The organism is Streptomyces sp. JNUCC 63 (genome assembly GCF_054366325.1).
In genome coordinates, this window is the sequence record NZ_CM135963.1 from 4,160,381 (window position 1) to 4,184,688 (window position 24,308).

Here is a 24,308-nt window from a genome sequence, read left to right on the forward strand (position 1 = left end):
AGCCGGTCCGGCTCACACGGCGGCGACCTGCTCCTCCTCGGCCTCCAGTCCGAGCTCCGCGTCCCGTACCGCCTCCACCTCGCGCCGGACCAGGCGGAACCACATGAAGATCACGAACCCGGCGAAGACGAACCACTCGCCGGTGTAGCCGAGGTTCTGGAACGCCTTCAGGTCCAGCCCGGTGTTGCTCGGCGCCTTCGCCGGCACCGCCGTCATCCCGGAGTCGCCCCGGTTGAGCGTGACCCAGGCGTCGTAGAGGTCGTAGGGCACGACGTTCACCAGCGAGGCCGCGCTGATCGCGGCGGTCTGCCCGGACGGCAGTCCGCCGCGGGCGCTGACCCCGTTGTCACCCGGCGTCTCGGATGCCTGCAGCGCACCGGTGACCGTGATTTCGCCCGTGGGCGGTGCCGGGGCCTTCGCCGCGTCCGTGTTCCCGGGGGTCCCCGGCAGCCAGCCGCGTACGACCGGCAGCGCCTTGCCGGAGTCGGTGCGCAGCAGCGTCAGCACGTAGTACCCGCGCTTGCCGTCCAGCTCGCGGTCCGGGATCAGCAGCTGTTCGCCGTACCGGCCGGTCGCGGTGGTCTGCATGCCGGAGGTCCGCTTGTCCACCGGCAGCAGCTCTTCCAGCGGGCGCGGCGCGTCGTTGCGGTAGGTGGCGGCCTGTTCGTCCGCGGTCCGGTGGTCCTGCACCCGCGCCTCGAACCGGCCCAGCTGCCACGAGCCCATGAAGACGCAGAAGGGGATGGCGAGCAGCGCGAAGACGTTGATGCCCCACCAGCGGGGCGTCAGCAGAAACCGGTACACGCCTTCAAAGGTACGGTGCCGTGCGCCTCGTCCGGGCCGCGGGGTCGCCCGACGGGCCACTTTTTCCACAGGCTGGGGATGCTGGTCGGCGCGGTGTCGGTGGGACCAGGCAGTATGGGGTCATGACTGAGAGCAACGGGTCCGACTCGCCGCAGCAGCTCGACCGGCGGGCGCTCATCGAGGAGATGCCGGACTGGGAGAAGCGCTTCCGCGCGCCCCGGGTGTCGCTGCCGGACTGGGCGGAGGACGCACCGGAGCGTTCCCTGTTCGTGTCGAACGCGACAGGGACGTACGAGCTGTACGCCTGGGACCGGGCGACGGGTGAGCAGCGGCAGGCGACCGACCGGCCGAACGGTACGACGGACGGTGTGCTCTCGCCGGACGGGCGCTGGATCTGGTGGTTCGACGACAAGGACGGCGACGAGTTCGGCATCTGGCGGCGTCAGGCCTTCGAGGGCGGGGCCGACGAGGCGGCCGTGCCCGGTCTCGAGGCGTCGTATCCGGCGGGGCTGGCGCTCGGGCGGGACGGGCGGACGGCGGTCGTGGGCCGGTCGACGGACGAGGAGGGCACGACCATCCACCTGGCCCGCGAGGGTGAGGCGACGGTGGAGATCTACCGGCACCGCGAGTCGGCGGGCGTGGGCGACCTCTCGCACGACGGCACGCTGATCGCCATCGAGCACACGGAGCACGGCGACGCGATGCACTCGGCGCTGCGTGTGCTGCGCGTGGACGGTACGGCGGTCGCCGAGCTGGACGACACCAAGGGCGGGACGGTCGAGCTGGGTCTGGAGGTGCTGGGCTTCGCCCCGGTCGAGGGGGACGCGCGGCTGCTCGTCGGCCACCAGCGGCGGGGCCGCTGGGAGCCCCTGGTCTGGGACGTGACGACGGGCGAGGAGACGGACCTGTCCCTGGACCTGCCCGGCGACGTGAGCGCGGAGTGGTACCCGGACGGCACCGGCCTCCTCGTCGCGCACAGCTTCGAGGCACGCAGCGAGCTGTTCCGCTACGACCTGGCCACCCGCGAGCTGACGAAGATCCCCACGCTGCGCGGCACGGTCTCCGGGGCGACCGCCCGCCCGGACGGCAGCGTGGAGTACCTGTGGTCCTCGGCGGCCGAGCCGTCGGCGGTGCGTTCGACGGGCGGCGGGGTGGTCCTGGACCCGCCCGGCATGAAGTCCCCCGGTTCGGTCCCGGTGGAGGACGTATGGGTGGAGGGCCCGGGCGGCCGCATCCACGCCCTGGTCCAGAAGCCGGAAGGCGCCACCGGCCCCCTCCCCACGGTCTTCGACATCCACGGCGGCCCCACCTGGCACGACAGCGACTCCTTCGCCGCGGGCCCGGCCGCCTGGGTCGACCACGGCTACGCGGTGGTCCGCGTCAACTACCGCGGCTCCACGGGCTACGGCCGCGCATGGACCGACGCCCTCAAGCACCGGGTGGGCCTGATCGAGCTGGAGGACATCGCGGCGGTCCGCGAGTGGGCGATCACCTCGGGTCTCGCCGACCCCGACCGCCTGATCCTCACCGGCGGCTCCTGGGGCGGCTACCTCACCCTGCTCGGCCTCGGCACCCAGCCGGACGCCTGGACGCTGGGTATCGCGGCGGTCCCGGTCGCCGACTACGTCACGGCGTACCACGACGAGATGGAAGCGCTGAAGGCCATGGACCGCACGCTGCTCGGCGGCACCCCCGAGGAGGTCCCGGAGCGCTTCGAGGCCTCCTCCCCCCTCACCTACGTCGACCGGGTCGAGGCCCCGGTCTACATCTCCGCCGGCGTCAACGACCCCCGCTGTCCCATCCGCCAGATCGAGAACTACGTCAAGCGCCTCCAGGCCCGCGGCGCCGTCCACGAGGTCTACCGCTACGACGCCGGCCACGGCTCCCTGGTCGTGGACGAACGCATCAAACAAATCCGCCTGGAACTCGACTTCGCGGACCGTCACCTGCCGAAGTGAGGGGTGGGAAGCGGAATCCGCGCCGAGGGACGCGGACGCCCGCTGGGGTGCGGGGCGTGTGCGCGGGCTGAGGTGCGGGGCGTGAGCCCGCGCTGGGGGCGCAGAGCGTGTGCCCGGGCTGGGATGTGGGGCGTGTGCCCGGGCTGGGGGTGCAGGGGGCGGAGCCCCCGCTCGGGTTCAGGGGCGAAGCCCCTGGTGGGGTCCAGGGGCGGAGCCCCTGGGATGGGAATGGGTAAGGGCGGCGGGGGCGAAACCCCAAAGCCCGCACCCCCAACGGTCCCGCACCCCCAACGGTCCCGCACCCCCAACCGTCCCGCACCCCCAACCGTCCCGCACCCCCGCACCCCTAACCGGCCCGCACCCGTTCGCCCCGCACGGGACGCCGCCCCGCCCGCCCCCTACGTCCCCGTCCGCTCCCGGGACCGACGACCCAACAGCTCTGCCAGCCCCCGCCGGGTCGCCGCAAGGACTACTCGGTCCTGGGGCCGGAGGACATAGGTGCCGGGAAGGTTCCACACCAGCTCCGACCCTCCGGCCGGGTCCGCGGCCGCCTCCGCGGCCGGGGCACGGCGGCCCCCGGCCGTCATGCCCACGTCCAGTGCCAGCACACGCCAGTACCCGTCCCGGAAGGCCTCCGCCACCGTCCGGCCCTCCAGCTGCGCATGCCCGGCCACGTCCACGGACGCGAACAGCAGCACCCGCCGCTCCACGGGGATCGCCCCCAGGACCTGCCGCCCGAACATCGCCCCGGCGAACGAGGGCGCCGCCAGGTGCGACACGCTCCGGCTCCGCGTCAGCGCCCGCGGGTGCGCCGCCCGCAGCGTGCGGTACACCGCGGTCGCGAAGTCGTCGTCGTACAGCCGCAGCATCGCCCGCAGATCGGGCCGCACGGACCGCGCGTACAGCACGGCCTCCAGGTTCGTCGTGTCCGCGCTGGTCACCGCGAGCAGCGAGTGCGCGCGGTGGATCTTCGCGGCCTCCAGCACACCCTCCTGCGTGACGTCCCCCAGCACCACCGGCACCCGCAGCCGCCGCGCCGTCGCGATCCCGCGCGCCTCGGGGTCGGACTCCACGCACACCACCGGGATCCGCAGCTCCCGCAGCCGCGTCAGCACCCGCGTGCCGATCTTCCCCAGCCCCAGCAGCACGACATGCCCGCCCAGCCCGCGCGGCGGCTTGCGCAGCGCGGCGGCCGACCGGAACATGCCCAGCGCCTCCAGCGCCGCCGCCAGCAGCACCGGCAGCAGCAGCAGCCCCACCAGCCCGGACAGCAGCTGCAGCACCTGCCGCCCGACCGGCTCGCCCAGCGCGGGGTCGTCGATGGCGAACAGGTCGAGCAGCGTCAGGTACAGGGCGCCCAGCGGATGCACCTCCGTCACCACCCACAACGCCACCGCGAGCGCGAACACGCACGCCACCAGCCCCGCCACCGTCCACCGCAGCCGCCGCGAGAACAGCGACGCCAGCGGCGGTACGGCGGCCGCGACCGCGCGGGCGGCGGACAGCGGCGGACCGGCGGCGTACGACACCTGCTCCAGCACCACGGTCCCGCGCCCCGTGGCCGCCCGTACCGCCGCCTCGTCCGGCAGCAGCCGCGGCCCCTGCTCCCCGCTGTCCTCGGAGCCGTCCGCACCGGCCGGGTCGCTGCTCGTCGCGGACAGCAGCGCCAGGGTGCACAGCCCGGGGTCGGCGACCCGGCCCGGCGCGGGCGGCGGCCGTTCCACCGCGCGCAGCAGCAGCCCGTCGGTCTGGACGACCTTGCTGGTGCCGGCGACGGCGCTGGCGACCAGGGCGGGCGCGGCCGTGTCCGCGTCGGACAGCACCGTCGTGGACGCGTCCGAGCCCAGCGCGCCCCCGCCCAGTACCGCCTCGCCGTCCCCGGTCGCCAGCGCGGCGGCCTGGTCGAGGAGCTCCTCGATGTGCTGGCCCAACCGCCGGTTGTACAGGCGCAGGACGAGCCGCAGCCGCGGGTTGAGGCGGCGGGCGGTGAGGGCGGCGCGGATGTTGGTCTCGTCGTCCTCGTACACCAGGGCCAGCGCCGCCGCCCGCTCCACACCGGCGTCCGCGAGGACGGCCTCGGTCAGCTCGGCGGCCTCCACCTGCCGGTCGGCTCCGCCCGGTTGACCCGACCCGCCGCCACCGCCGGCGCCGTTGCCGCCCGCCCGGTTCACCGCCGCGCTCACCACCCGGTCCAGCAGCGCGGAGGCCGTACGGGCCCGGCCCACCACCGGTGGTCGTACCGTGCGCTCGGACGGCGGCACGACCAGCGTCACCTGCTCGCCGTACACACCCCGCAGTTCGGCGGCCAGCCGGTGCGCGAGCCCGTCGTCCCCGCACACCACCATGTGCGCGCCCGCGACCCCCGGCACGCCACCCTGATACGGAACGCTCCCCACGGGGGGAAAGACTGCCGTACCGGGACGGGTGGTTCCACACACCACCCTGCCGCCACTGCCGACTGCGCGGCCGCGCGATCCACGACCACGGCTGCCGGCCGGACTCCCGGCTCCAGGCCGCCGGCACCCACCCGACGCGCTCCGACCGACCGCCGGAACGGATACAGCAGGCGCGGAGGGCGGACCGGCGCAAGAATCGGACTATGGGATTCCGTTTTGATCGGGCAATCTCCGGGCGGGGGTGGGCCGTATATACGGATGTGTCGAGGTTCCGGTTCCCCGTGGGCCGCCTTCCGGACGAGGCTCTGCTGTCCGGGCTGGCCACCGGCGACCCGGATCTCGCCGTCGGTTTCGTCCGCAGGTTCCAGCACCGGGTCTTCGGCGTGGCCGTCGCGGTCACGGGGGATCCGCAGCTCGCCGAGGACGTTGCCCAGCAGACGTTCGAAAGGGCATGGCGCCATGCACAGATCTACGACTCGCGGCGTGGATCGGTCACCACCTGGCTGACCACGATCGCCCACAACCTTGCCATCGACGCCGTCCGCTCGCGGCGTCCGGAGCCGGTCGCGCCGGAGGACCTCGACGCGATCCTGGACGTCGTCAGCGAGACTCCCGAGCGGTACGCGCTGGCCGACGAGGCGTCCTCCCGGCTGCGTGCCGCCATGGCCGAACTGCCGCCCGAACAGGGCCGCGCCCTGGTGATGGCCGGTATCTACGGCATGACCGCCCAGCAGGTCGCCGAGTGGGAGCACATTCCACTGGGCACCGCCAAGACGCGGATCAGGACGGGGATGGGAAAGCTGCGGACCACGCTCGCTTCCTTCCAGCGAGGGGACAATGCCCAGTGAGCTCACCTGCGAGGAGCTGCGCGAGATCGGCGCCGAGCTCGCGCTCGGCGTGCTGCCGGGCCGGCAGCGGGCGGGTGCCGTGGCGCACCTGGAGGGGTGCGCGGACTGCCGGGAGTACGTCCAGCATCTGACCCTCGTGGGTGACCGGCTGATCGGGCTGCTCCCCTGCAGCGAGCCGCCGGTCGGGTTCGAGAGCCGGGTCGCGCAGGCGCTGACGCAGGGAGCGGCGGGACACGAAGGGGCTTCGCACACCCGCGGATCCGGCATCCCGCGCCGGAGAGCCTTCGGCCGGATACGGCCGCAGGTCGCCGCCGTCTCGGGCGTACTCGTCATCGCCATCGGATTCGGCGGCTGGGCGGTCGGCACGGCGATCGAGGACACCATGGCCCGCCCCGCCCCGGCCGCCGCCGGGACGGGCATGCTGTGGGGCGGACTCGTCTCCGCCGACGCGGCCGGCAAACCGGCCGGTGAGATCTACGCCCACCGGGGCTCCCCGGGCTGGATCTACATGACCGTCGACCTTCCCGGGCGCAGCACGTCCCACGACGGGAAGGTCACCTGCCTGCTGGTGCACAAGGACGGCACCACCGTCCGCGTCGGCGAATTCACCCTGCGCGGCGGCCGCGGCTCCTGGGGCGGCCCGGCCGCCATCGACCCCGCGACGCTGACCGCCGTCCGGGTGACGGCACCCGACGGCACCGTACTGGCCAGGGCCCACCTCGCCGCAGGCACCGACGAGACGTAGTCAGGGGACGGACAGCAGCGCGCCGAGCTCCGCGCTCAGTTCGGGAACCGTGGGACGGTCCGCCGGGTCCCGGCTCAGGCAGCCGTCGATGACCGCGGCGAGCGGGCGCGGCAGGCGCCGCAGGGACGTGATCGGCGGGGCGGCCGCCTCCAGCTGCGGGTAACGGCGGTCATCCGCGGTGCTGTCGTATGGGGTGCGGTCGTACGCCCCCTCGTCGTCCCCGTGGAAGGGCACGTCACCTCCGGCCACCTCGTACAGTGTGACGCCGATGCCCCACACGTCGGCCGCCGCCGTCAGCGAATCGCCGCGCGCCTGTTCCGGCGAGAGGTAGCAGAACGTGCCCACCCCGAGCGGCGCCGGCCCGGGCGGCCGGGCCAGGCTGAGGTCGAGCACCTTGGCGTGCCCGCGCTCCACGACGACGTTGGACGGCTTGAGGTCCAGGTGGAGCAGGCCCCGGCCGTGCAGGTAGTGGGCCGCGGAGCACAGCTGCACCCCGAGGAGTGCCACGTCGGTGGCGGCCGGCCGGCGCCGTAGCCGGTACAGCAGGTGCGTGAGCGTCTCCCCGGTCAGCGTCTCCTGGACGACGAGCGGCTCGGGCGTCACGAAGGTCTCGTACGCGCGGACCAGGTGCGGGTGGGTGAAGTCGCGCAGCCACCGGCCCTCCTGCAGCAGCTGGTCGGCCAGTTCCATGTCGTCGCGAAGATCCGGGCGCAGCACCTTGATGACGCACCGGCAGGCTCTCTCCTCGCTCCAGGAGTCGTACAGGTCCAGCCACCCGGTGCGGGCCAGGTGCCCGAGGATCTCGTAGCCCGGCACCGGCCGGGTGCCCGCGGTCAGCGGCGGTGCCGGAGCTGCCTGGGTGGTGGTCATGGCCACACCGTGCCCTGCGGTGGCGGGCCGGCCTGCGCGGGAGTGGTCGTGGCGTGCAGCCGGTGCAGCCGGGCGTACGTGCCGCCGCGCAGGAACAGGTCGTCGTGGGTTCCGGACTCCACGACCCGGCCGTGGTCGAGCACCACGATCCGGGTGGCGTCGCGGACCGTGAGCAGGTTGTGGGAGATGACGACGGTTGTCCGGCCGGCCATGAGGCGGCGCAGCGGGTCCATGATCCGGCGGCCCGACTCGGCGTCCAGGCCGGTGGTGGGCTCGTCCAGCAGCAGCACGGGCGCGTCCCTGACCATCGCGCGGGCGATGGCGAGGCGCTGGCGCTGTCCGCCGGACAGCATCCGGCCGCGCTGGCCGACCACGGTGTCGTAGCCCTCCGGCAGCAGCCGGATGAACTCGTCGGCGTCGGCGGCGCGGGCCGCCTCGACGATCTCCGCGTCGGTCGCGTCGGGCCGGCCGTAGGCGATGTTCTCCCGCGCCGTGCCGTGCAGGACGAGCGTCTCCTGCAGGACCACGGCGACGCTGTCCCGCACGTCGGACAGGAGCAGCTCCCGCAGGTCGATGCCGTCGAGGCGGACGGCGCCCCGGTCGGGGTCGTAGAAGCGCAGCTGCAGCTTGGCCACCGTGGACTTCCCGGCGCCGCTCGCCCCCACCAGCGCCAGCGTCTCGCCGGGGCCGACGCGGAACGACACGTCGGACAGCGCCCAGCGGGAGGTGTCGGGGTAGCGGAAGGACACGCCGTCGAACTCGACCTCGCCGCGGGCCCGGCCGATCCGCCGGGCCTCCGGTGCCTCGCGCACCTGGGGTCGCTGGTCGAGTAGTTCGGCGATGCGCTCCGCGGAGGCGGAGGCGGCGAAGAAGGCGGTGCCGAGGTGGGACAGGTCGCGAACCGGGCTGTAGAGCTTGCCGATCAACGCCAGGAAGACCAGCAGCCCGCCCAGCGTGAGCTGGCCCTGTGCCAGTTTCCAGGTGCCCAGGCCCATGACGGCGAGGCCGCCCAGCACTTCGATGAGCTCCACGAGCGGCTGGTAGACGGCCCAGATGCGCGTCGAGGCCATCACGGCGTGGTACCGGCCCAGGTTCTCGCGCTCGAAGCGGTCCTGTTCCCAGTCCTGCCGGTTGTACGCCTGGACCAGGGTCATGTTGCCCAGCGACTCCTCGACGACCGCGCTGAGCGAGCCGCTGCGGCGCCTGCGCTCCCGTGACGCCTGCTTGGTCAGCCGGGAGAAGTGGCGGGCGGCGCCCCAGAACAGCGGCACGATGACGATCGCGAGGAGGGTGAGGTCCCAGCTCAGGTAGAAGAGCAGACCGAGGAAGATGCCCAGCTGGAGCAGGGCGTAGAGCACGTCCACGATGCCCGAGAGCAGGAACGTCTCGACGGCGTCCACGTCCCCCGTGACCCGCGACAGCAGATCCCCCAGCCGCCGCCGTTCGAAGAACCCCGGCGACAGCCCCTTGACGTGCCGGAAGACGTCGGAGCGCAGGGCGAGCAGGAAGCGTTCGCTGACGTAGGCGGATGTCACGGAGTCACCGAAGCCCAGGAGGCCGGAGAGGAGGAAGAGCCCGGCGTACGTCGGCGCGATCCACAGGAAGGGCGTGATGTCCCTCGGCACGAGCACCTCGTCCACCATGATCTTGAACAGCCACAGTTCGGCCGCGTCGATCAGGGGCTGCGCCAGACTGAGCAGGACGAGCGGCACGAGCCAGAGCCGACGGCCGCGGGTGTAGGGCCAGAAACGCCGGAACACTTCGCGCAGGGACAACGGCGGGGCGGCCGCGACCACGCCCTCCGACTCCACGCCCACCGACAGCAGACGCCGCAGGACATGCCGACGGAACGGACCGGCTCCTTCGGGTGCCGGTCCGCTCCGTCCTGGATTGCTGGTGGCCAAGATCGTCCTCAGTAACGCCCGTAGCCGTAACCGCCGTAGCCGCCGTAGCCGCCGTAGCCTCCGCGGCCGCCGTAGCCTCCGCGGCCGCCGTAGCCTCCGCGGCCGCCGTAGCCTCCGCGGCCGCCGTAGCCTCCGCGACCGCCGTAGCCTCCGCGGCCTCCGCGGCCGCCGCGGCCTCCGTGGTCCCCGCCGTCGTGACGGTTCAGGGTGGGGAAGAGAGCGTTGAAGATCGCCATGACATTCCTCCTGCTCGAAAGATGTCTCAGTAGTAGATACGGAGCAGATCCGGATTGGGATGGCGTTTCGGGAGAATTGCAACGAAATTTCTTCCCGGTGGAGGGGCGGCAGGCCGGGCGGGAGGTCACCCGCCTCGAGCACCTCGGTATCCCACCCTCGGCGCAGAACCTCGCCACCCGGGTCCATGACACCTGGGCCGAGCACCGTCCGTACCGATCCTCAGGCGCCCGTTCCGTACGGCCCCTCCGGTGGCGGGGTGGGGGCGCCCGGGAGGCGTACCGTCGCCATCGTGCCGCCGCCCTCCGCCCGGGTCAGGGTGACCTCGCCGCCGGCCTGCTGGATCGTGCGGGCGACGATGGACAGGCCCAGGCCCGAGCCCGGCAGGGCCCTCGCGCTCGGGGAGCGCCAGAAGCGGTCGAAGACGTAGGGGAGGTCGTCGGCGGGGATGCCGGGGCCGTGGTCGCGGACGGTGAGGGCGCCCTGTTCGAGGACGACCTCGATCGTGCCGCCCCCGGGGCTGAACTTCACCGCGTTGTCGAGGATGTTGACGATCGCCCGCTCCAGCGCGGACGGCTCCGCCCGTACGTACCAGGGGTCCAGGTCCGCCGTGATGGTCAGCTCCGGGCCGCGCAGCCGGGCGCGGCGCAGCGCCGCCTCCACGGTGTCGTGGAAGGCGACGACCTCGACCCGTTCGCCCCGCTGTCCCTCCGAGCGGGACAGTTCCTGCAGGTCGCCGATCAGGGAGGCCAGCTCGGTCACCTGGGCCTTGACCGAGGCGAGCAGCGCCTTGCGGTCGGCCTCGGGGAGCGGGCGGCCGGTCTCCTCGCTGCGGGTGAGGAGTTCGATGTTCGTACGGAGTGATGTCAGGGGGGTGCGCAGTTCGTGACCGGCGTCCGCGATCAGCTGCTGCTGCAGGTCCCTGGAACTGGCCAGCGCAGAGGTCATGGAGTTGAAGGAGCGGGACAGGCGGGCGATCTCGTCCTCGCTCTCGTCCTCCACGGGGATGCGGATCGTCAGGTCCTCGGTGCGGGCCACGTGTTCCACCGCCTGGGTGAGCTTGTCCACCGGACGCAGACCCGCTCGGGCGACCGCGAGGCCGGCGGCGCCCGCGCCGAAGACTCCTATGCCGGAGACGAGCAGAAGCAGCAGGGCCAGGTCGTCGAGGGTGTTCTCGGTGTCCTTGAGGGAGAAGCCGAGCATGAAGGCGACGCCCGGGTAGGCCACGGCGTTGGGACCGGGGTTCGTCGGGACGCCGAGCGTCATCACGCGGACGTTGTCGCCCTGCGTGTCGGTGGTGGTGTGGAAGGCGCGCCCGCGCACCTCGGGGGCGGCGGCCACCTTCTTGTCCATGGCCGTGACCTTGATCACGCCCTCGGACCAGGGGGCCACGCAGAACTTGCCCTGCGATGTCACCAACTGCACGTAGAGGTACGACCGCTGCATGTCGCCCGGAGAGTCGTCCGGCGTCCGGGTGCAGTTGGCGGCCAGTTGCGTCGCCGTGGTGGCGGTCACCCTGCCATAACTCGCGAGCCGGCTGTCGACCTCGTCGTACAGCTTCCCCCGCACGACGAACCAGCAGGCCACCGAGGCCGCCGCCACCGCCAACGCCACTGCCGCCGCCACCAACAGGGCCAGGCGGGAGCGGATCGGCAGCGTGCGGAACCGGCGGACGACCTTCCTCACTCGGCGCCGCCCTGCCGCAGTACGTACCCGACCCCGCGGACGGTGTGCACCAGACGCGGCTCGCCGCCGGCCTCGGTCTTGCGGCGCAGGTACATGACGTAGACGTCGAGGGAGTTCGACGAGGGCTCGAAGTCGAAGCCCCACACCGCCTTCAGGATCTGCTCACGGGTGAGCACCTGGCGCGGGTGGGCCATGAACATCTCCAGCAGGGTGAACTCCGTGCGGGTCAGCTCCACCTGCCGGCCGCCGCGCGTGACCTCGCGGGTGGCGAGGTCCATGCGCAGGTCGGCGAAGGTCAGGGCCTCGCCCTCCTGGGCCGCGCCCGCCACGGCCGCCGCGTACGAGCTGCGGCGCAGCAGCGCCCGGATACGGGCGAACAGCTCGTCCAGCTCGAACGGCTTGACCAGGTAGTCGTCCGCGCCGGCGTCCAGACCGGTGACCCGGTCGCCGACGGTGTCGCGGGCGGTCAGCATCAGGATGGGGATGGTGTCGCCGGCGCCACGGATGCGGCGGGCCGCCGTCAGGCCGTCCATCCGGGGCATCTGGATGTCGAGGACCACCAGGTCGGGCTTGTACGCGCTCGCCTTGTCCAGCGCGTCCGCGCCGTCGACGGCGACCTCGGTGTCGTACCCCTCGAAGGCGAGGCTGCGCTGGAGCGCTTCGCGTACCGCCGGCTCGTCGTCGACGATCAGGATGCGCTGGGGGTCACGGTCGCCATCGGCGGGGCTCATCGGTCGTTGTTCCTCGGGTGACTCGGGCTCGTGGCGGGGCCGACTCGGTCGCGGGACCGGCCGGTCCGGGGCGGGACGTTCTCAGCGTCGCACGTTTCCGGGCCGCATCGTGCGGCCCGGAGTGCGCGTGCCGTGACTCATGCCGCCATCGCCGTGAGCCGCCTCAGCGGCACCTTGTACCGGTGCGGACGGTCGGCGGAGGTGCGCAGGCCCATCAGCTGGGGGACCGCGACGACCTCGGGGGCGCGGTGCGCCGGGCTGTGGAGTTCCTTCGCGACGGTCAGGGCCTGGGAGAGGCCGCCGGGGACGGTCGCGTCGACGGTGTCCGTGGTCTCGTGCACAATCTGCTGGATCATGTCGTACTCCTTGCCGTGTTGCCGTGGGTTTTGTCGCCGCTCAGTTCTGCGAGCCGGAGCGCAGCGTGGCCAGGTCGGACTTGACGGTGTTGACCGGGATGGCGAAGCCGAGGCCGACGCTGCCGGCACCGGACGAGTCCGAGCCGGAAACGGCCGAGTACATCGCCGAGTTGATGCCGATGACGTTGCCGCCCGCGTCGATCAGCGCGCCGCCGGAGTTGCCCGGGTTGAGGGACGCGTCGGTCTGGATCGCCTTGTAGGTGGTGGTGGAGGAGCCTGTGTCGCCGTTGAACTGCCGGCCGCCGAACTCGAACGGCCACCGCCCGTCGCCCTGCCCCTGGTCCTCGCCGGTCGGCACGGTCACGTCCCGGTCGAGGGCGGAGACGATGCCGCTGGTGACGGTGCCCGTCAGCCCCTCGGGGGAGCCGATCGCGATCACCTGATCGCCGACCGCCACGTCGTCGGAGTTGCCGAGGGCGGCCGCCTTGAGGCCGGAGGCGCCCTGGAGCTCGATCAGGGCGAGGTCCTTGGAGCCGTCGGTGCCGACGACCCGCGCGGTGTACGAGGTGCCGTCGCTGGTCCGCACCTTGATCGACGAGGCACCCGCTACGACGTGGTTGTTGGTGACGACCTCGCCGCCGCTGGTGACGATCACACCGGAACCGGTGGACGTGCCGGTGTCCAGGGTCGCGGTGACCTCTACGACGCTGGGGCTGACCGCCTTGGCGATCGCGGCGACGCTGCCCCGCCGGCCGACGGGCACCACGTTGATGCCGGTACTGCTGGAGGCGACCGTCTTCTGACCGGTCAGCTCCTGGAAGGCGAAGGCGGTGCCGCCGCCCACGGCCGCGGAGGCGATCGCCACCGCCGCCAGCAGGGCGAGCGGGCCCCGGGAGCGCTTCCTCGACGCGTGCGCGGGGGACGCGGGAGGCGCGGGTGCGTACGCGGGCGGGGGCGGCCACTCCGGGTTCACCGGGGCCCGGCCGTCACCCCGGGGGTCTTCGTACTCGCCGCTGCGGCGGATGCTCTCGCTCATGACAATGAGAGTGACCCGTGATCATGAGAGACACCTGAGTCCCGGCTGAGAAGCCCGACAGAACCTCGTATGCCCGATATGGGCAAGCATCGCGCGGCGGGGCGGCTACTCCGCGCTCCCCGGCTCCTTGCAGCCGCAGGAACTCCGTACCACCAGCCGCGACGGGAACACCCTCAGCCGCTCCCGCCGTGAACCGGCGACCCGCAGCGCGTCGTCCAGCACCAGGTCCACGGCTGTCCGGGCCATCGCCGACCGGTCCGAGGCGACCGTCGTCAGCGGCGGATCCGCCAGCGCCGCCTCCTTGATGTCGTCGAACCCGGCCACCGCCAGCTCGCCCGGCACGTCGATGCGCAGTTCGCGCGCGGCCCGCAGCAGGCCGATCGCCTGGTCGTCGGTGGAGCAGAAGACCGCCGGGGGACGGTTGGGGCCCGAGAGGATCTCCAGGCCGACCCGGTAGGCGTCGTAGCGGTTGTACGGCGCCTCGAACAGACGCCCCTCGGTGGGGAGGCCGGCCTCGGCCATCGCGCGCCGCCAGCCCTCGACGTGGTCGGAGACCGGGTCGCCCACGGCCGGGGTGTCGGCCGTGCCGCCCACACAGGCGACGTACTCGTAGCCGTGCTCCAGCAGGTGGCGTACGGCGAGCTGGGCGCCGCCGAGGTCGTCGGTGACCACGGCCACGTCGTCGATGGCCTCGGGCCGCTCGTGCAGCAGCACCACCCGGGCGTCCCAGGCCTCGATCTCGGCGGCGGCGAGGTCGTTCAGCGCGTGGCTGACCAGGATCAGGCCGGAGACGCGCATTCCGAGGAACGCCCGCAGGTAGTGGACCTCGCGCTCGGCCACGTAGTCGGAGTTGCCGACGAGCACCATCTTTCCGCGCTCGGCCGCGGCCCACTCCACCGCGTGCGCCATCTCGCCGAAGAAGGGCTGGCGGGCGTCCGGGATGATCAGGCCTATGAGGTCCGTACGCCGCGAGGCCATCGCCTGGGCGACCCGGTCGGGCCGGTACCCCAGCTCCTTGATCGCGGCGAGGACGCGCTCGCGCGTGGCCGGGGCGACCGGCCGGGGTCCGTTGTTGATGACATAGCTGACCACGGCGGTGGAAGTTCCCGCCAGCCGCGCCACATCGTCCCGAGTCACCTTGGCCACGCGCGGAGTCTACGCGGATGGATCCGCTCCGGGCAGGGCGTATCGAAGCTTGGACGTGCGGACGCGATGTCCTGCCCGAGCGCCCCTACGCCTCCGCACGGGCCCGCCCCGCCACCGGACCGTCCGCGGCGTCCGGATTGTCCGGCTCTGGCCGGGCCGCCTTGGTCTTGGTCTCGTCCGCGGCGCGCTCGGCCTTTTCGGGGATGACGAATCGATAACCGACGTTCCGGACGGTCCCGATCAGCGACTCGTGCTCGGGGCCGAACTTGGCCCGCAGCCGCCGCACGTGCACGTCGACCGTCCGGGTGCCGCCGAAGTAGTCGTAGCCCCAGACCTCCTGCAGCAGCTGGGCGCGGGTGAAGACGCGGCCCGGGTGCTGTGCGAGGTACTTCAGGAGCTCGAACTCCTTGAAGGTCAGGTCCAGCACCCGCCCCTTGAGCTTGGCGCTGTAGGTCGCCTCGTCCACGGACAGGTCGCCGGTGCGGATCTCCATGGGGGAGTCGTCGCCCGCGAACTGCCGGCGGCCCATGGCCAGCCGGAGCCGGGCCTCCACCTCGGCGGGGCCGGCGGTGTCCAGCAGGACGTCGTCGATGCCCCAGTCGGCCGTGACGGCCGCGAGGCCGCCCTCCGTGACCACGAGGATCAGCGGGCAGCCGAGGCCCGTGGAGCGCAGCAGCCGGCACAGGCTGCGCACCTGCGGCAGGTCGCGCCGCCCGTCGACCAGGACGACGTCGGCGCTCGGGGTGTCCACGAGCGCGGGTCCCTCCGCCGGGGCCACGCGCACGTTGTGCAGCAGCAGGCCGAGGGCGGGGAGCACCTCCGCCGACGGCTGGAGGGCGTTGGTCAGGAGCAGCAGGGAACTCATCGCATCCCTCCCTCGGGCTCTCGGCTTCGCTCGGGCGGGAAGGACTCCCCCGGCCGGGGCGTCATGCGTTCGTGCACGGTTCGCTCGTCCATGCGTCTGGTTCCTCCTCGGGTCCCTGCGAGGACGTCTGCGGCACTGCTTCGTCGGTGGTGCGAATCCCGCGCCCCTGGGACCCGCTGCGCGATCGACGGCCCCGTACACCCGCGGTTTCCCGCGCCGTGTACAACGCTTCCGAAAGCACGAAAGGACCCGGGGGCTTCGCTGCCCGAGTCCTCTTGGCAGCAGAATAACCGACATGAGCACGGGATCGGCAGGTCATGTGGCGCGTCCGACGGGCGTCCCGGAGTCCGGCACGGCGCGGGGAAGGCGTCTCAGGACGTTCCTGCGCACGGCGGACGGGGTGGCGCTCGACGCGGTCCACGAGCCGGGTGCGCCCGCACACGAGGGCGCATACGGGGGCGCGCATGGGGGCGCGTACGAGGGGTCCGGTGACCTGGTGTTCGTGATCGCACACGGTTTCACCGGAGACCTGGACCGGCCGCACGTGCGCCGGGCGGCGCGGGTTCTGGCGCGCTACGGCGCCGTCGTGACCTTCTCCTTCCGCGGACACGGGGCCTCCGGCGGGCGCTCGACCGTCGGCGACCGTGAAGTGCTGGACCTGGCGGCGGCAGTCGCGTGGGCGCGGGGCTTCGGGCACGCGCGCGTGGTGACCGTCGGCTTCTCCATGGGCGGTTCGGTGGTGCTGAGGCACGCGGCCCTGCACGGCGACCCGGCGGACGCGGCACAGGCCGAGGCGCGCACGGACGCCGTGGTCTCCGTCAGCGCGCCCGCGCGCTGGTACTACCGGGGCACGGCCCCCATGCGCCGGCTGCACTGGCTGGTCACGCGCCCCGAGGGCCGCCTGCTGAGCCGCTACGGGCTGCGCACCCGCATCCACCACCGCGACTGGGACCCCGTCCCGCTCTCCCCGGTGGAGGCGGTCCCCCGCATCGCGCCCACCCCGCTGCTGATCGTGCACGGCGACCGGGACGGCTACTTCCCCCTCGATCACCCCCGGATGCTGGCCGCGGCCGCCGGTGACCACGGGGAACTGTGGCTGGAGCCCGGCATGGGCCACGCCGAGAACGCCGCCGCCGACGAGCTCCTGCACCGCATCGCGCGCTGGACCCTCGCACAGGCGGGCTAGCCTGACCCTGTTCATTGCCGAGTGACTCGAGGGACGGGATGGCGAAGGTCACGGTGCGCTACTGGGCGGCGGCGAAGGCCGCGGCCGGGGTCGCCGAGGAGCCGTACGAGGCGGAGACGCTCGCCGAGGTGCTCGACGCGGTGCGCGAGCGGCACCCCGGCGAACTCGTCCGCATCCTGCGGCGCTGCTCGTTCCTGATCGACGGTGACCCCGTGGGGACGCGCGGACATGAGACGGTACGGCTGACCGAGGGCGGCACGGTCGAGGTGCTCCCGCCGTTCGCAGGAGGGTGAGCGATGACCGACCGGCCGTATGAGCCGTATGAGGGGTCCTGGAACGAGAACCCCTACGACGGGCACGACCCGTACGCGCAGCAGTACCCGCAGGCGCCCGCCCCGCAGCAGCCGTACCCGCACCCCCAGCCGCAGGCGTGGCCCGGGCAGCAGGCGTACGACGATCCGCAGGACGCCCACCAGTACACGCAGCAGTGGCAGGGGCAGACCTGGGACACCCAGACGCACACGCGGCCACCCGCCGCCGCGGAGACGGCGTACCTGCCGCCGGTGGGAGCCCAGGAGCCGGCGGCGGCCTACGCGCAGCACGCACAGCCACAGCCACAGCCCGCCGCTCCCGCGCCGGCCGGCGACCCCTCCGGCGACGAGCCCGCCTACGGCCCCGCCACCCTCGCCGGCAACGCCCGCGTCACCGACGCCCAGCGGGCCCGCGCCGAGGGGCGCTCGCCGATCATCGAACCCGGGATGCAGCCGGCCGCGCTCACCGCGCTGCTGGGCCTGCTGCTGGCCGGCACGGCCGAGCTCGGCATCTACGCGCTGCTCGTGCCGCTGGTCGTGCTCCAGGCCGTGACGGCCGCGGGCTGGTTCCGGCTGAACGGCATGTGGCCCGCCCGCCAGGGCATCGCCCTGGGCTTCGCCGGCGCGCTCGCCGCGGACGCGGCCGTGCTGGGCGCGGGCCGCGAAGACGCGCCGGCGGCGATCCTGGGCACGCTCGGGGTGTGGGTGCTGCTCTCGCTGGTCCTGCAGCTGCGCTCGCACGCCGACCCGGACGAGCGGATGTACGGCCTGATGACGACCGTCGCCTCGGCGGCGCTGGCCATCGTGGCGACCGGCTACCTGGCCGCCACCCCGCACGCGGTCGCGGTCGGCGCGACGGCGGTCGCGGCGGCCGTCCTGGCGCGTGCGCTGCCGCTGCCCACCGCGGCCTCCGTCGTCGTCTCGCTGCTCGCCGCGGCGGGCACGGGCATCGCGGTCGGCGGCATGACGGGCCTGGGCGCGAAGGGCGCGATGCTCGGCGCGGGCGCGGCGGTGTGCGCCCTGATCGGCCACCGTGCGGCCGGCTACGACTACCCTTCGCGCTTCGTGCACTTCACGGCCGGCGTCGCCCTGCCGCTCGCGGCCGCGGCACCGGTGGTGTGGGTGCTGGGGCGGGCGCTGGGGTAGCCGCAGCTCCTGTCACAGCTGATCGACAATTCCCGGGGCGGGCCGTTTTCGGGCGTTAGGCTCCCGCAGACGGCCGCCCGGTCGTCGGGATCGCCGACCTTGGGGGGACACCGCATGCGCGCGCTGCGAATACTTCTGACCGTCGCCGTGATCCTGGGCGTGCTGTTCGTGGTGGTCGACCGGGTCGCGGTGCACTTCGCGGAGAACCAGGCGGCCGACAGGCTCAGGACGACCGAGAACCTGGCGAGCACCCCCGACGTGTCCATCAAGGGCTTCCCGTTCCTGACCCAGGTGGCGAGCGGTGAGCTCGACGACGTCGAGGTCGGCATCAAGAACTACGAGGCGGCCACCGGCAACGGCGAGCAGAAGATCCGTATCGACGACATCAGGGCGGACATGAGGGGCGTGCGCTTCTCCGGCGACTACCGCTCGGCCACCGCCTCCGACGCCACCGGAACCGCGACCATCGCCTACGACGAGCTGCTGAAGGCCGCCAAGTCCGGGCCTGAGCCGGTCGGCTTCGGTGTGACCGCCCAGGTGGTCGGCTTGTCCGACGGCGGCAACGGCAAGATCAAGGTCGACGTCGCGGCGACCCTGTTCGGTGCGAAGCTGCCCAGGATCTCGGTGCTCAGCTCAATCACGGTGAAGAACAACAGGGTCCAGGTGGAGGCCGACGCGCTGCCCAGGTTCGGCGGCGTGCGGCTCGTCGAGAACCGGATCCGGTCGGTCACCGACTTCCAGCAGGCGATCGACCGGCTGCCCGGCGAGGTCCGGCTGGACTCGGTGCGGGCGGTGGAGGACGGCGTCGAGATCACGGTGAACGGTTCGGACGTCAGGCTCGCCGGGTAGGACGAAGTCGGCGGACGAAAGGGTGTCCGACTGGCGAGACACCTCGTCCGCACCGCAGATGCAGCGCGAAGCGAGGAGAGGCGCGGGCGCCCGGAGGCCGTAGGAGGCGACTCGACCCCTCTCCTGTTCCCACATCCCGGACGATACTGTCTCAGTATCCGACACGCCGGTGACACAACCGCCCATTCCTCCCTACGATCGACCCCATGCAGCGACAGGCGGATCTCACGAAGCGGCGGGCAGTGGACCTGTGCCGCGTGGCCGCCATGCTCTGTCGCACTTCCTGAGCGGGAGCTTCCTCCCGTATCACCGGCCCCGCACGTGACCCGGGGCCATCCGTGCGCCGCGTACACCGGCACCGCACCGCGTATCGGCGCGCCCCCGCACTTCGCACGCCCCGCCGCAACTGCCCCGGAGGAGATTGAGCATGAGCCGCAGCGACGTACTGGTCGACGCCGACTGGCTCCAGGAGCACCTGGACGACCCGAGCATCGCCATCGTCGAGGTCGACGAGGACACGTCCGCGTACGACAAGAACCACATCAAGAACGCCATCCGGATCGACTGGACCAAGGACCTCCAGGACCCGGTCCGCCGTGACTTCGTCGACCAGGAGGGCTTCGAGAAGCTCCTGTCGGAGAAGGGCATCTCCAACGACCACACGGTGGTCGTCTACGGCGGCAACAACAACTGGTTCGCCTCGTACGCGTACTGGTACTTCAAGCTGTACGGCCACGAGAACGTCAAGCTCCTCGACGGCGGCCGCAAGAAGTGGGAACTGGACGCCCGCGAGCTGGTCGACGGCACGGACGTGCCGGAGCGTGCGAAGACCGAGTACAAGGCCAAGCCGCAGGACACCTCCATCCGCGCGTTCCGCGACGAGGTCGTGGACGCGATCGGCAAGCTGAACATCGTCGACGTCCGGTCGCCCGACGAGTTCTCCGGCAAGCTGCTCGCCCCGGCCCACCTGCCGCAGGAGCAGTCGCAGCGCCCCGGCCACGTGCCGACCTCCCGGAACATCCCGTGGTCGAAGAACGCCAACGACGACGGCACCTTCAAGTCGGACGAGGAGCTCAAGGCCCTCTACGAGGCGGAGGAGATCGACCTGGCGAAGGACACCATCGCCCTGTGCCGCATCGGTGAGCGCTCCGCGCTGTCCTGGTTCGTCCTGCACGAGCTGCTCGGGGTCCCGAACGTCAAGAACTACGACGGCTCCTGGACCGAGTACGGCTCCCTGGTGGGCGTGCCGATCGAGCTCGGCTCCGGCAAGTAAGACGGTTCAGACCGTTTCGACCTCTTCGACCTCATCGAACCTCTGGAGTAGCACATGTGTGGAGCGAAGGCCGGCGGCCCGGACGCCTCGACGATCAAGCCCGGTGAGACGACGATCCAGGGCCAGGTGACCCGCGACGGCGAGCCGGTGACGGGCTACGTCCGTCTGCTGGACGCGACCGGCGAGTTCACCGCGGAGGTCCCCACCTCCGCCACGGGCCAGTTCCGGTTCTACGCGGCCGAGGGCACCTGGACCGTCCGCGCCCTCGTCCCCGGCGCCACCGCCGACCGCACGGTCGTCGCCCAGCAGGGCGGCCTCGCGGAGGTAGCGATCGCGGTCTGACCGCGCACCATGCCGAAGGGCCGCGTCCCACGGGTCGGACACCCGGGCCGCGGCCCTTCGGCATGCCATGGGAAGGTGGTGCGGACCTACCCTGGGCATATGTACGCACGACGGCGTCATGCTTACTTCGCCATGATGGGCCTCTGCATCGGGCTGTTCGTCCTGGCGTGGGGTGTCGTGCGGATCTGGTCGGTTCCCGCGGCGGTCGGCATGTGTCTGGTCGCCATGGTGATTCCGCCGGTCGCCGCGATGGTCGCCAACCGGCGCGGGCCCGAGGACCGCTGGTGGGACGACCCGTCCGGCGACCCGAAGTCCGACGAGTGGTGGGACGAGCTGGACGGCAAGAAGCGCCACTGACCCCCGTGGAGGGGTGTCTCAGTAGACGAGTGCCTGCGTCTCGTCGCCCAGCGCCTCCTGGACGAAGACCTGGGCGCCCGCGATCCGTACGCCCTCGATGACGTCCTTCTCCGTGATCTCGCGGCGGGCCGCGCACTGCGTGCACAGGGTGATCCGGCCGGCCGCCAGGATCGAGTCGATCAGGTCGGGCAGCGGAGCGGCGTGCGGCAGCTCGAACTCGGCGGCCCGGCCCGGCAGCGCGAACCAGGAGGACTCCCCGGTCAGCCAGAGCGAGACGTCGACCCCGCTGGCCACGGCCACCGCCGCCACCGTGAACGCCTGCGAGCACCGCTCGGGAGCGTCCCCCCCCGCCGTCACCTTGATCACGAGCTTCTTCGCCATGCCGGAAGCGTAGCCGCCTCATGCGCGGTGCTCCTGCCGCCGGTGCTGGCGCAGCAGGACGTTCGCGTCCGTCTCCGCGCTGCCGTCGTGCACCGCGCGTGCGGCCTCCCGCCGCTCGTCCAGCTCCGTGCAGACCTCGCAGCCGCGTACCGGCAGCGGCGGGCGGCTCAAGTCCTCGGGGTCGGGCGCGCTCGCACCGGCGACCCGCGTGCGCTCGTTCGCCGCCCACACTCCGGCGCTCAGCCGTTCCCCTGACGTCGCGAGCCGCAGCGACGCCGGATCCGCCTGCCACTCCCGGCCGCCGCCCACGGGACGCAGCAGCGCGTACGGTCCCGACCGGTCCTGGTACTCGCCGACCTTCTGGGTGGCCGGGTCGAATACGAGCGTGCCGTGGGCGAGCGGTGTCGGCTCCGTCGTCATTGCGCCAGTTCCTTTCGTGAACGTCTGCGCAGTGCGCGAGCAATTCACTACGCTGCGTGTTCGTACGAGATGAGCATGGCCTGTGTGCAGCGTCGAAACGCTGCCGACGCGGTGTCCTTCGCCGGCTCACCGCGTTATTTCCACACCTTCGACAGCCGCTTTCCGGGGGAACGAGATGCCATCGAGACGAGTGATCACGGGACGGAGCCAGGAGCCCCGGAAGCGGTTCGCGGAGGAGCTTCGGCTCCTGCGGAACGAGCGGGGCCTGAGCCTTCGAGAGCTCGCGAAGGTCGTGGGCTGGGACTCGTCCCAGTTCGGAAAGATGGAGAGCGGTCAGACGCTGGGCGGCCCGGAGGTCGTACAGGCCCTGGACACGTACTACGGGACGCCGGGGCTGCTGCTGGCCCTGTGGGAACTGGCGGTGGCGGACCCGACGCAGTTCAAGGAGCAATACCGGCGGTACATGATGCTTGAGGCGGAGGCGGTGAGTCTTTGGCAGTACTCCGTGAGCAGGCCGCCGGGATTGCTTCAGACAGCCGGGTACGCGCGGGAAGCGCTCGCGGCGGGTGGTCTCAAAGGCAAAGACCTGGACCAGCAGGTCGAGGCGCGCATCGGGCGGCGGAAGGTACTGGAAGAGGAGGACGCTCCACCGTTCCGGGTCCTTCTTTCGGAAACGGTGCTGCGGAACTCGTTGCGCGACCCTCGAGCGTGGAAGGAGCAACTGGGTCACCTTGTGGAGGCTTCGGAACGTCCGAACATCACCCTTCACGTGTTGCCGTTCGGCACCGGACTGCATGGCCTGGACAGCACTGACGTGATGTTCCTGCGGCTGCTGGACGGTCGTACGGTGGCATACGCCGAGAACGACGTACGAGGTGAACTCGTCGAAGAAACAGGCAGGGTTGAGCGCCTGCACCGCACCTATGATTCCGTACGGGACGTGGCTTGGGGCCCTGCCGAGTCGCGGAAGTTCATCCTGCGGATGTTGGAGGAAGTGCCGTGCGAGCCATCGACCTGAGCAGTGCGATGTGGCGCAAGAGCAGCTACAGCAACTCCGACGGCGGTAACTGCGTAGAGGTCGCCCCCAACCTCCCCTCCGTCGTCCCCGTCCGCGACAGCAAGGCTCCCGCCCGAGGTGCCCTCCTCTTCGAGGCCCCCTCCTGGGCCTCCTTCGTCGGCGCGGTGAAGAGCGGATCGCTGCGGGGCTGACCCCGGGCAGCGCACCTCACGGAGAGGGCCGGACCCCGGCCGACTAAGCTGGGGTCCGGCCCTGTGTACGTACCGCACCGCGCTCAACAAGGAGCACCCCGTGACGATCTTCTTCGAAGCCCTGCTGGTCCTGGTCTGCGTCGGCGTTCTCGCTTTCGCCTACCTGACCGTGAAGAAGCTGTACCAGGGCCAGCGCTGACCACGACCAGGAAACGCCGCTCATGATCGAGATCCCGTCCGACCTCCACAAGGACCTGGTTCCCCTCGCCTTCCTGCTCGGCGACTGGGCCGGCGTCGGCGTGCACGACTTCCCCGGCGCCGAGAAGTGCAACTTCGGCCAGGAGGTCACCTTCACCCACGACGGCCGGGACTTCCTGGAGTACCACTCCCGCACCTGGGTGCTGGACAAGGACGGCAACAAGGTCAGGCCGCTGGAGTCCGAGTCCGGCTTCTGGCGGATCGACGCCGACCGCAAGGTCGAGGTCACGATGACCCGCGACGACGGCGTCATCGAGATCTGGTACGGCGAGCTGGCGCGCAACAAGCCGCAGATCGACCTGGTGACGGACGCGGTCGCCCGCACCGCCGCCTCCCGCCCCTACACCGGCGGCAAGCGGCTGTACGGCTACGTCAAGAGCGACCTGATGTGGGTCGGCGAGAAGCAGACCCCCGAGGTCGAGCTGCGCCCCTACATGTCCGCCCACCTGAAGAAGGTCGTCACCCCCGAGCAGGTCGAGCGCTGGGCCAAGGCCCTCCCCGACGACCTGCCGGACGACGGGATCGCGTTCTTCAAGTAGTCCTAGACTCTTCGGTGTGGTGAGCACCGACTGGAAGAGCGACCTCAGGCAGCGCGGCTACCGGCTGACGCCGCAGCGGCAACTCGTGCTCGAAGCCGTGGACACCCTGGAGCATGCGACCCCCGACGACATCCTCGGCGAGGTGAGGAAGACCGCGTCGGGGGTCAACATCTCCACCGTCTACCGGACCCTGGAGCTGCTGGAGGAGCTGGGCCTGGTCAGCCACGCCCACCTCGGCCACGGCGCGCCCACCTACCACCTCGCCGACCGCCACCACCACCTGCACCTGGTCTGCCGGGACTGCGAGAACGTCATCGAGGCCGACGCGGAGGTGGCGGAGGACTTCACGGCCAAGCTGCGGCAGCAGTTCGGCTTCGACACCGACTTGAAGCACTTCGCCATCTTCGGCCGCTGCGAGGACTGTTCTCGGAAGGGCTCGACCACCGCGTCGTAGGCTT

General features: G+C 71.9%; 28 protein-coding genes. 15 read left to right on the top strand and 13 right to left on the bottom strand.

Going from position 1 to position 24,308, the window contains the following annotated elements:
* Window positions 1-12: 12 nt before the first annotated feature.
* Window positions 13-804, bottom strand: coding sequence for an SURF1 family protein (locus tag ACX25U_RS19145; protein ID WP_454393701.1), 792 nt, complete (start codon window positions 802-804; stop codon window positions 13-15).
* Between the two features lie 122 nt (window positions 805-926).
* On the opposite strand from ACX25U_RS19145, the gene ACX25U_RS19150 reads away from it, so the two are divergent.
* Window positions 927-2,762 carry a prolyl oligopeptidase family serine peptidase gene (locus tag ACX25U_RS19150; protein WP_454393703.1) on the top strand — a complete coding sequence of 612 codons (1,836 nt, stop codon included), beginning with the start codon at window positions 927-929 and terminating at the stop codon, window positions 2,760-2,762.
* A 398-nt stretch (window positions 2,763-3,160) separates the two neighbouring features.
* On the opposite strand, the gene ACX25U_RS19155 is transcribed toward ACX25U_RS19150, so the two are convergent.
* Entirely contained in the window at window positions 3,161-5,107 is a 1,947-nt protein-coding gene (locus tag ACX25U_RS19155; RefSeq protein ID WP_454394361.1) for an NAD-binding protein, read from the bottom strand.
* A 311-nt stretch (window positions 5,108-5,418) separates the two neighbouring features.
* On the opposite strand from ACX25U_RS19155, the gene ACX25U_RS19160 reads away from it, so the two are divergent.
* Together ACX25U_RS19160 and ACX25U_RS19165 are read left to right on the top strand one after the other, a co-directional pair.
* Window positions 5,419-6,006, top strand: coding sequence for an RNA polymerase sigma factor (locus tag ACX25U_RS19160; protein ID WP_454393705.1), 588 nt, complete (start codon window positions 5,419-5,421; stop codon window positions 6,004-6,006).
* Window positions 5,996-6,751 carry a hypothetical protein gene (locus tag ACX25U_RS19165; protein ID WP_454393707.1) on the top strand — a complete coding sequence of 252 codons (756 nt, stop codon included), beginning with the start codon at window positions 5,996-5,998 and terminating at the stop codon, window positions 6,749-6,751. Before ACX25U_RS19160 ends, ACX25U_RS19165 begins: the two co-directional genes overlap by 11 nt.
* On the opposite strand, the gene ACX25U_RS19170 is transcribed toward ACX25U_RS19165, so the two are convergent.
* The 9 genes from ACX25U_RS19170 to ACX25U_RS19210 form a co-directional block, all read right to left on the bottom strand.
* Window positions 6,752-7,621 carry a serine/threonine-protein kinase gene (locus ACX25U_RS19170; protein WP_454393709.1) on the bottom strand — a complete coding sequence of 290 codons (870 nt, stop codon included), beginning with the start codon at window positions 7,619-7,621 and terminating at the stop codon, window positions 6,752-6,754.
* Entirely contained in the window at window positions 7,618-9,525 is a 1,908-nt protein-coding gene (locus ACX25U_RS19175) for an ABC transporter ATP-binding protein (RefSeq protein WP_454393711.1), read from the bottom strand. Before ACX25U_RS19175 ends, ACX25U_RS19170 begins: the two co-directional genes overlap by 4 nt.
* Before the next feature lie 8 nt (window positions 9,526-9,533).
* Window positions 9,534-9,761, bottom strand: a complete 228-nt coding sequence (locus ACX25U_RS19180; RefSeq protein WP_454393713.1) for a hypothetical protein — start codon at window positions 9,759-9,761, stop codon at window positions 9,534-9,536.
* 220 nt (window positions 9,762-9,981) lie between these two features.
* Entirely contained in the window at window positions 9,982-11,445 is a 1,464-nt protein-coding gene (locus tag ACX25U_RS19185; protein WP_454393715.1) for a HAMP domain-containing sensor histidine kinase, read from the bottom strand.
* On the bottom strand, window positions 11,442-12,176 hold the full coding sequence (locus ACX25U_RS19190; RefSeq protein WP_454393717.1) for a response regulator transcription factor: 735 nt from the start codon (window positions 12,174-12,176) through the stop codon (window positions 11,442-11,444). Before ACX25U_RS19190 ends, ACX25U_RS19185 begins: the two co-directional genes overlap by 4 nt.
* Window positions 12,177-12,313: 137 nt before the next feature.
* Window positions 12,314-12,532 carry a hypothetical protein gene (locus ACX25U_RS19195; protein ID WP_454393719.1) on the bottom strand — a complete coding sequence of 73 codons (219 nt, stop codon included), beginning with the start codon at window positions 12,530-12,532 and terminating at the stop codon, window positions 12,314-12,316.
* Window positions 12,533-12,572: 40 nt separating this feature from the next.
* Window positions 12,573-13,568, bottom strand: a complete 996-nt coding sequence (locus ACX25U_RS19200) for a S1C family serine protease (protein WP_454393721.1) — start codon at window positions 13,566-13,568, stop codon at window positions 12,573-12,575.
* A 105-nt stretch (window positions 13,569-13,673) separates the two neighbouring features.
* Window positions 13,674-14,714 (bottom strand): LacI family DNA-binding transcriptional regulator, encoded by a 1,041-nt coding sequence (locus ACX25U_RS19205; protein WP_454393723.1) that lies wholly within the window; start codon window positions 14,712-14,714, stop codon window positions 13,674-13,676.
* Between the two features lie 85 nt (window positions 14,715-14,799).
* Window positions 14,800-15,579 carry a response regulator transcription factor gene (locus ACX25U_RS19210; protein WP_454393725.1) on the bottom strand — a complete coding sequence of 260 codons (780 nt, stop codon included), beginning with the start codon at window positions 15,577-15,579 and terminating at the stop codon, window positions 14,800-14,802.
* Between the two features lie 295 nt (window positions 15,580-15,874).
* Here ACX25U_RS19210 and ACX25U_RS19215 point away from each other — a divergent pair, with 295 nt between their 5' ends.
* From ACX25U_RS19215 to ACX25U_RS19250, 8 genes are all read left to right on the top strand, one after another.
* A complete protein-coding gene (locus ACX25U_RS19215; protein WP_454393727.1) occupies window positions 15,875-16,765 on the top strand; it encodes an alpha/beta hydrolase in 891 nt (296 codons plus the stop codon).
* A 38-nt stretch (window positions 16,766-16,803) separates the two neighbouring features.
* Complete coding sequence (locus ACX25U_RS19220; protein ID WP_454393729.1) at window positions 16,804-17,058, top strand: MoaD/ThiS family protein; 255 nt, start codon at window positions 16,804-16,806, stop codon at window positions 17,056-17,058.
* A 3-nt stretch (window positions 17,059-17,061) separates the two neighbouring features.
* Window positions 17,062-18,222, top strand: a complete 1,161-nt coding sequence (locus ACX25U_RS19225) for a hypothetical protein (protein WP_454393730.1) — start codon at window positions 17,062-17,064, stop codon at window positions 18,220-18,222.
* A 114-nt stretch (window positions 18,223-18,336) separates the two neighbouring features.
* Window positions 18,337-19,071, top strand: a complete 735-nt coding sequence (locus ACX25U_RS19230) for an LmeA family phospholipid-binding protein (protein WP_454393734.1) — start codon at window positions 18,337-18,339, stop codon at window positions 19,069-19,071.
* A gap of 206 nt (window positions 19,072-19,277) precedes the next feature.
* Window positions 19,278-19,358 carry a putative leader peptide gene (locus ACX25U_RS19235; RefSeq protein ID WP_355139345.1) on the top strand — a complete coding sequence of 27 codons (81 nt, stop codon included), beginning with the start codon at window positions 19,278-19,280 and terminating at the stop codon, window positions 19,356-19,358.
* A gap of 140 nt (window positions 19,359-19,498) precedes the next feature.
* Window positions 19,499-20,344, top strand: a complete 846-nt coding sequence (locus ACX25U_RS19240) for a sulfurtransferase (RefSeq protein WP_454393736.1) — start codon at window positions 19,499-19,501, stop codon at window positions 20,342-20,344.
* A gap of 54 nt (window positions 20,345-20,398) precedes the next feature.
* Window positions 20,399-20,686, top strand: a complete 288-nt coding sequence (locus ACX25U_RS19245; protein WP_381776405.1) for a DUF1416 domain-containing protein — start codon at window positions 20,399-20,401, stop codon at window positions 20,684-20,686.
* Between the two features lie 99 nt (window positions 20,687-20,785).
* On the top strand, window positions 20,786-21,043 hold the full coding sequence (locus tag ACX25U_RS19250) for a DUF3099 domain-containing protein (RefSeq protein ID WP_454393738.1): 258 nt from the start codon (window positions 20,786-20,788) through the stop codon (window positions 21,041-21,043).
* Window positions 21,044-21,061: 18 nt separating this feature from the next.
* On the opposite strand, the gene ACX25U_RS19255 is transcribed toward ACX25U_RS19250, so the two are convergent.
* Both ACX25U_RS19255 and ACX25U_RS19260 read right to left on the bottom strand, forming a co-directional pair.
* Entirely contained in the window at window positions 21,062-21,424 is a 363-nt protein-coding gene (locus ACX25U_RS19255) for a DsrE family protein (RefSeq protein ID WP_454393740.1), read from the bottom strand.
* An 18-nt stretch (window positions 21,425-21,442) separates the two neighbouring features.
* Window positions 21,443-21,844 (bottom strand): hypothetical protein, encoded by a 402-nt coding sequence (locus ACX25U_RS19260; protein ID WP_454393742.1) that lies wholly within the window; start codon window positions 21,842-21,844, stop codon window positions 21,443-21,445.
* Window positions 21,845-22,019: 175 nt separating this feature from the next.
* Here ACX25U_RS19260 and ACX25U_RS19265 point away from each other — a divergent pair, with 175 nt between their 5' ends.
* The 4 genes from ACX25U_RS19265 to ACX25U_RS19280 all read left to right on the top strand — a co-directional run bounded on the left by ACX25U_RS19265 (window position 22,020) and on the right by ACX25U_RS19280 (window position 24,304).
* Window positions 22,020-22,862 carry a helix-turn-helix domain-containing protein gene (locus ACX25U_RS19265; protein ID WP_454393743.1) on the top strand — a complete coding sequence of 281 codons (843 nt, stop codon included), beginning with the start codon at window positions 22,020-22,022 and terminating at the stop codon, window positions 22,860-22,862.
* Window positions 22,844-23,053 (top strand): DUF397 domain-containing protein, encoded by a 210-nt coding sequence (locus ACX25U_RS19270; RefSeq protein WP_454393745.1) that lies wholly within the window; start codon window positions 22,844-22,846, stop codon window positions 23,051-23,053. The genes ACX25U_RS19265 and ACX25U_RS19270 overlap by 19 nt, the downstream gene beginning before the upstream one ends.
* A gap of 221 nt (window positions 23,054-23,274) precedes the next feature.
* Window positions 23,275-23,850, top strand: coding sequence for an FABP family protein (locus ACX25U_RS19275; protein WP_454393747.1), 576 nt, complete (start codon window positions 23,275-23,277; stop codon window positions 23,848-23,850).
* A gap of 16 nt (window positions 23,851-23,866) precedes the next feature.
* Window positions 23,867-24,304 carry a Fur family transcriptional regulator gene (locus tag ACX25U_RS19280; protein ID WP_454393749.1) on the top strand — a complete coding sequence of 146 codons (438 nt, stop codon included), beginning with the start codon at window positions 23,867-23,869 and terminating at the stop codon, window positions 24,302-24,304.
* Window positions 24,305-24,308: the final 4 nt, after the last annotated feature.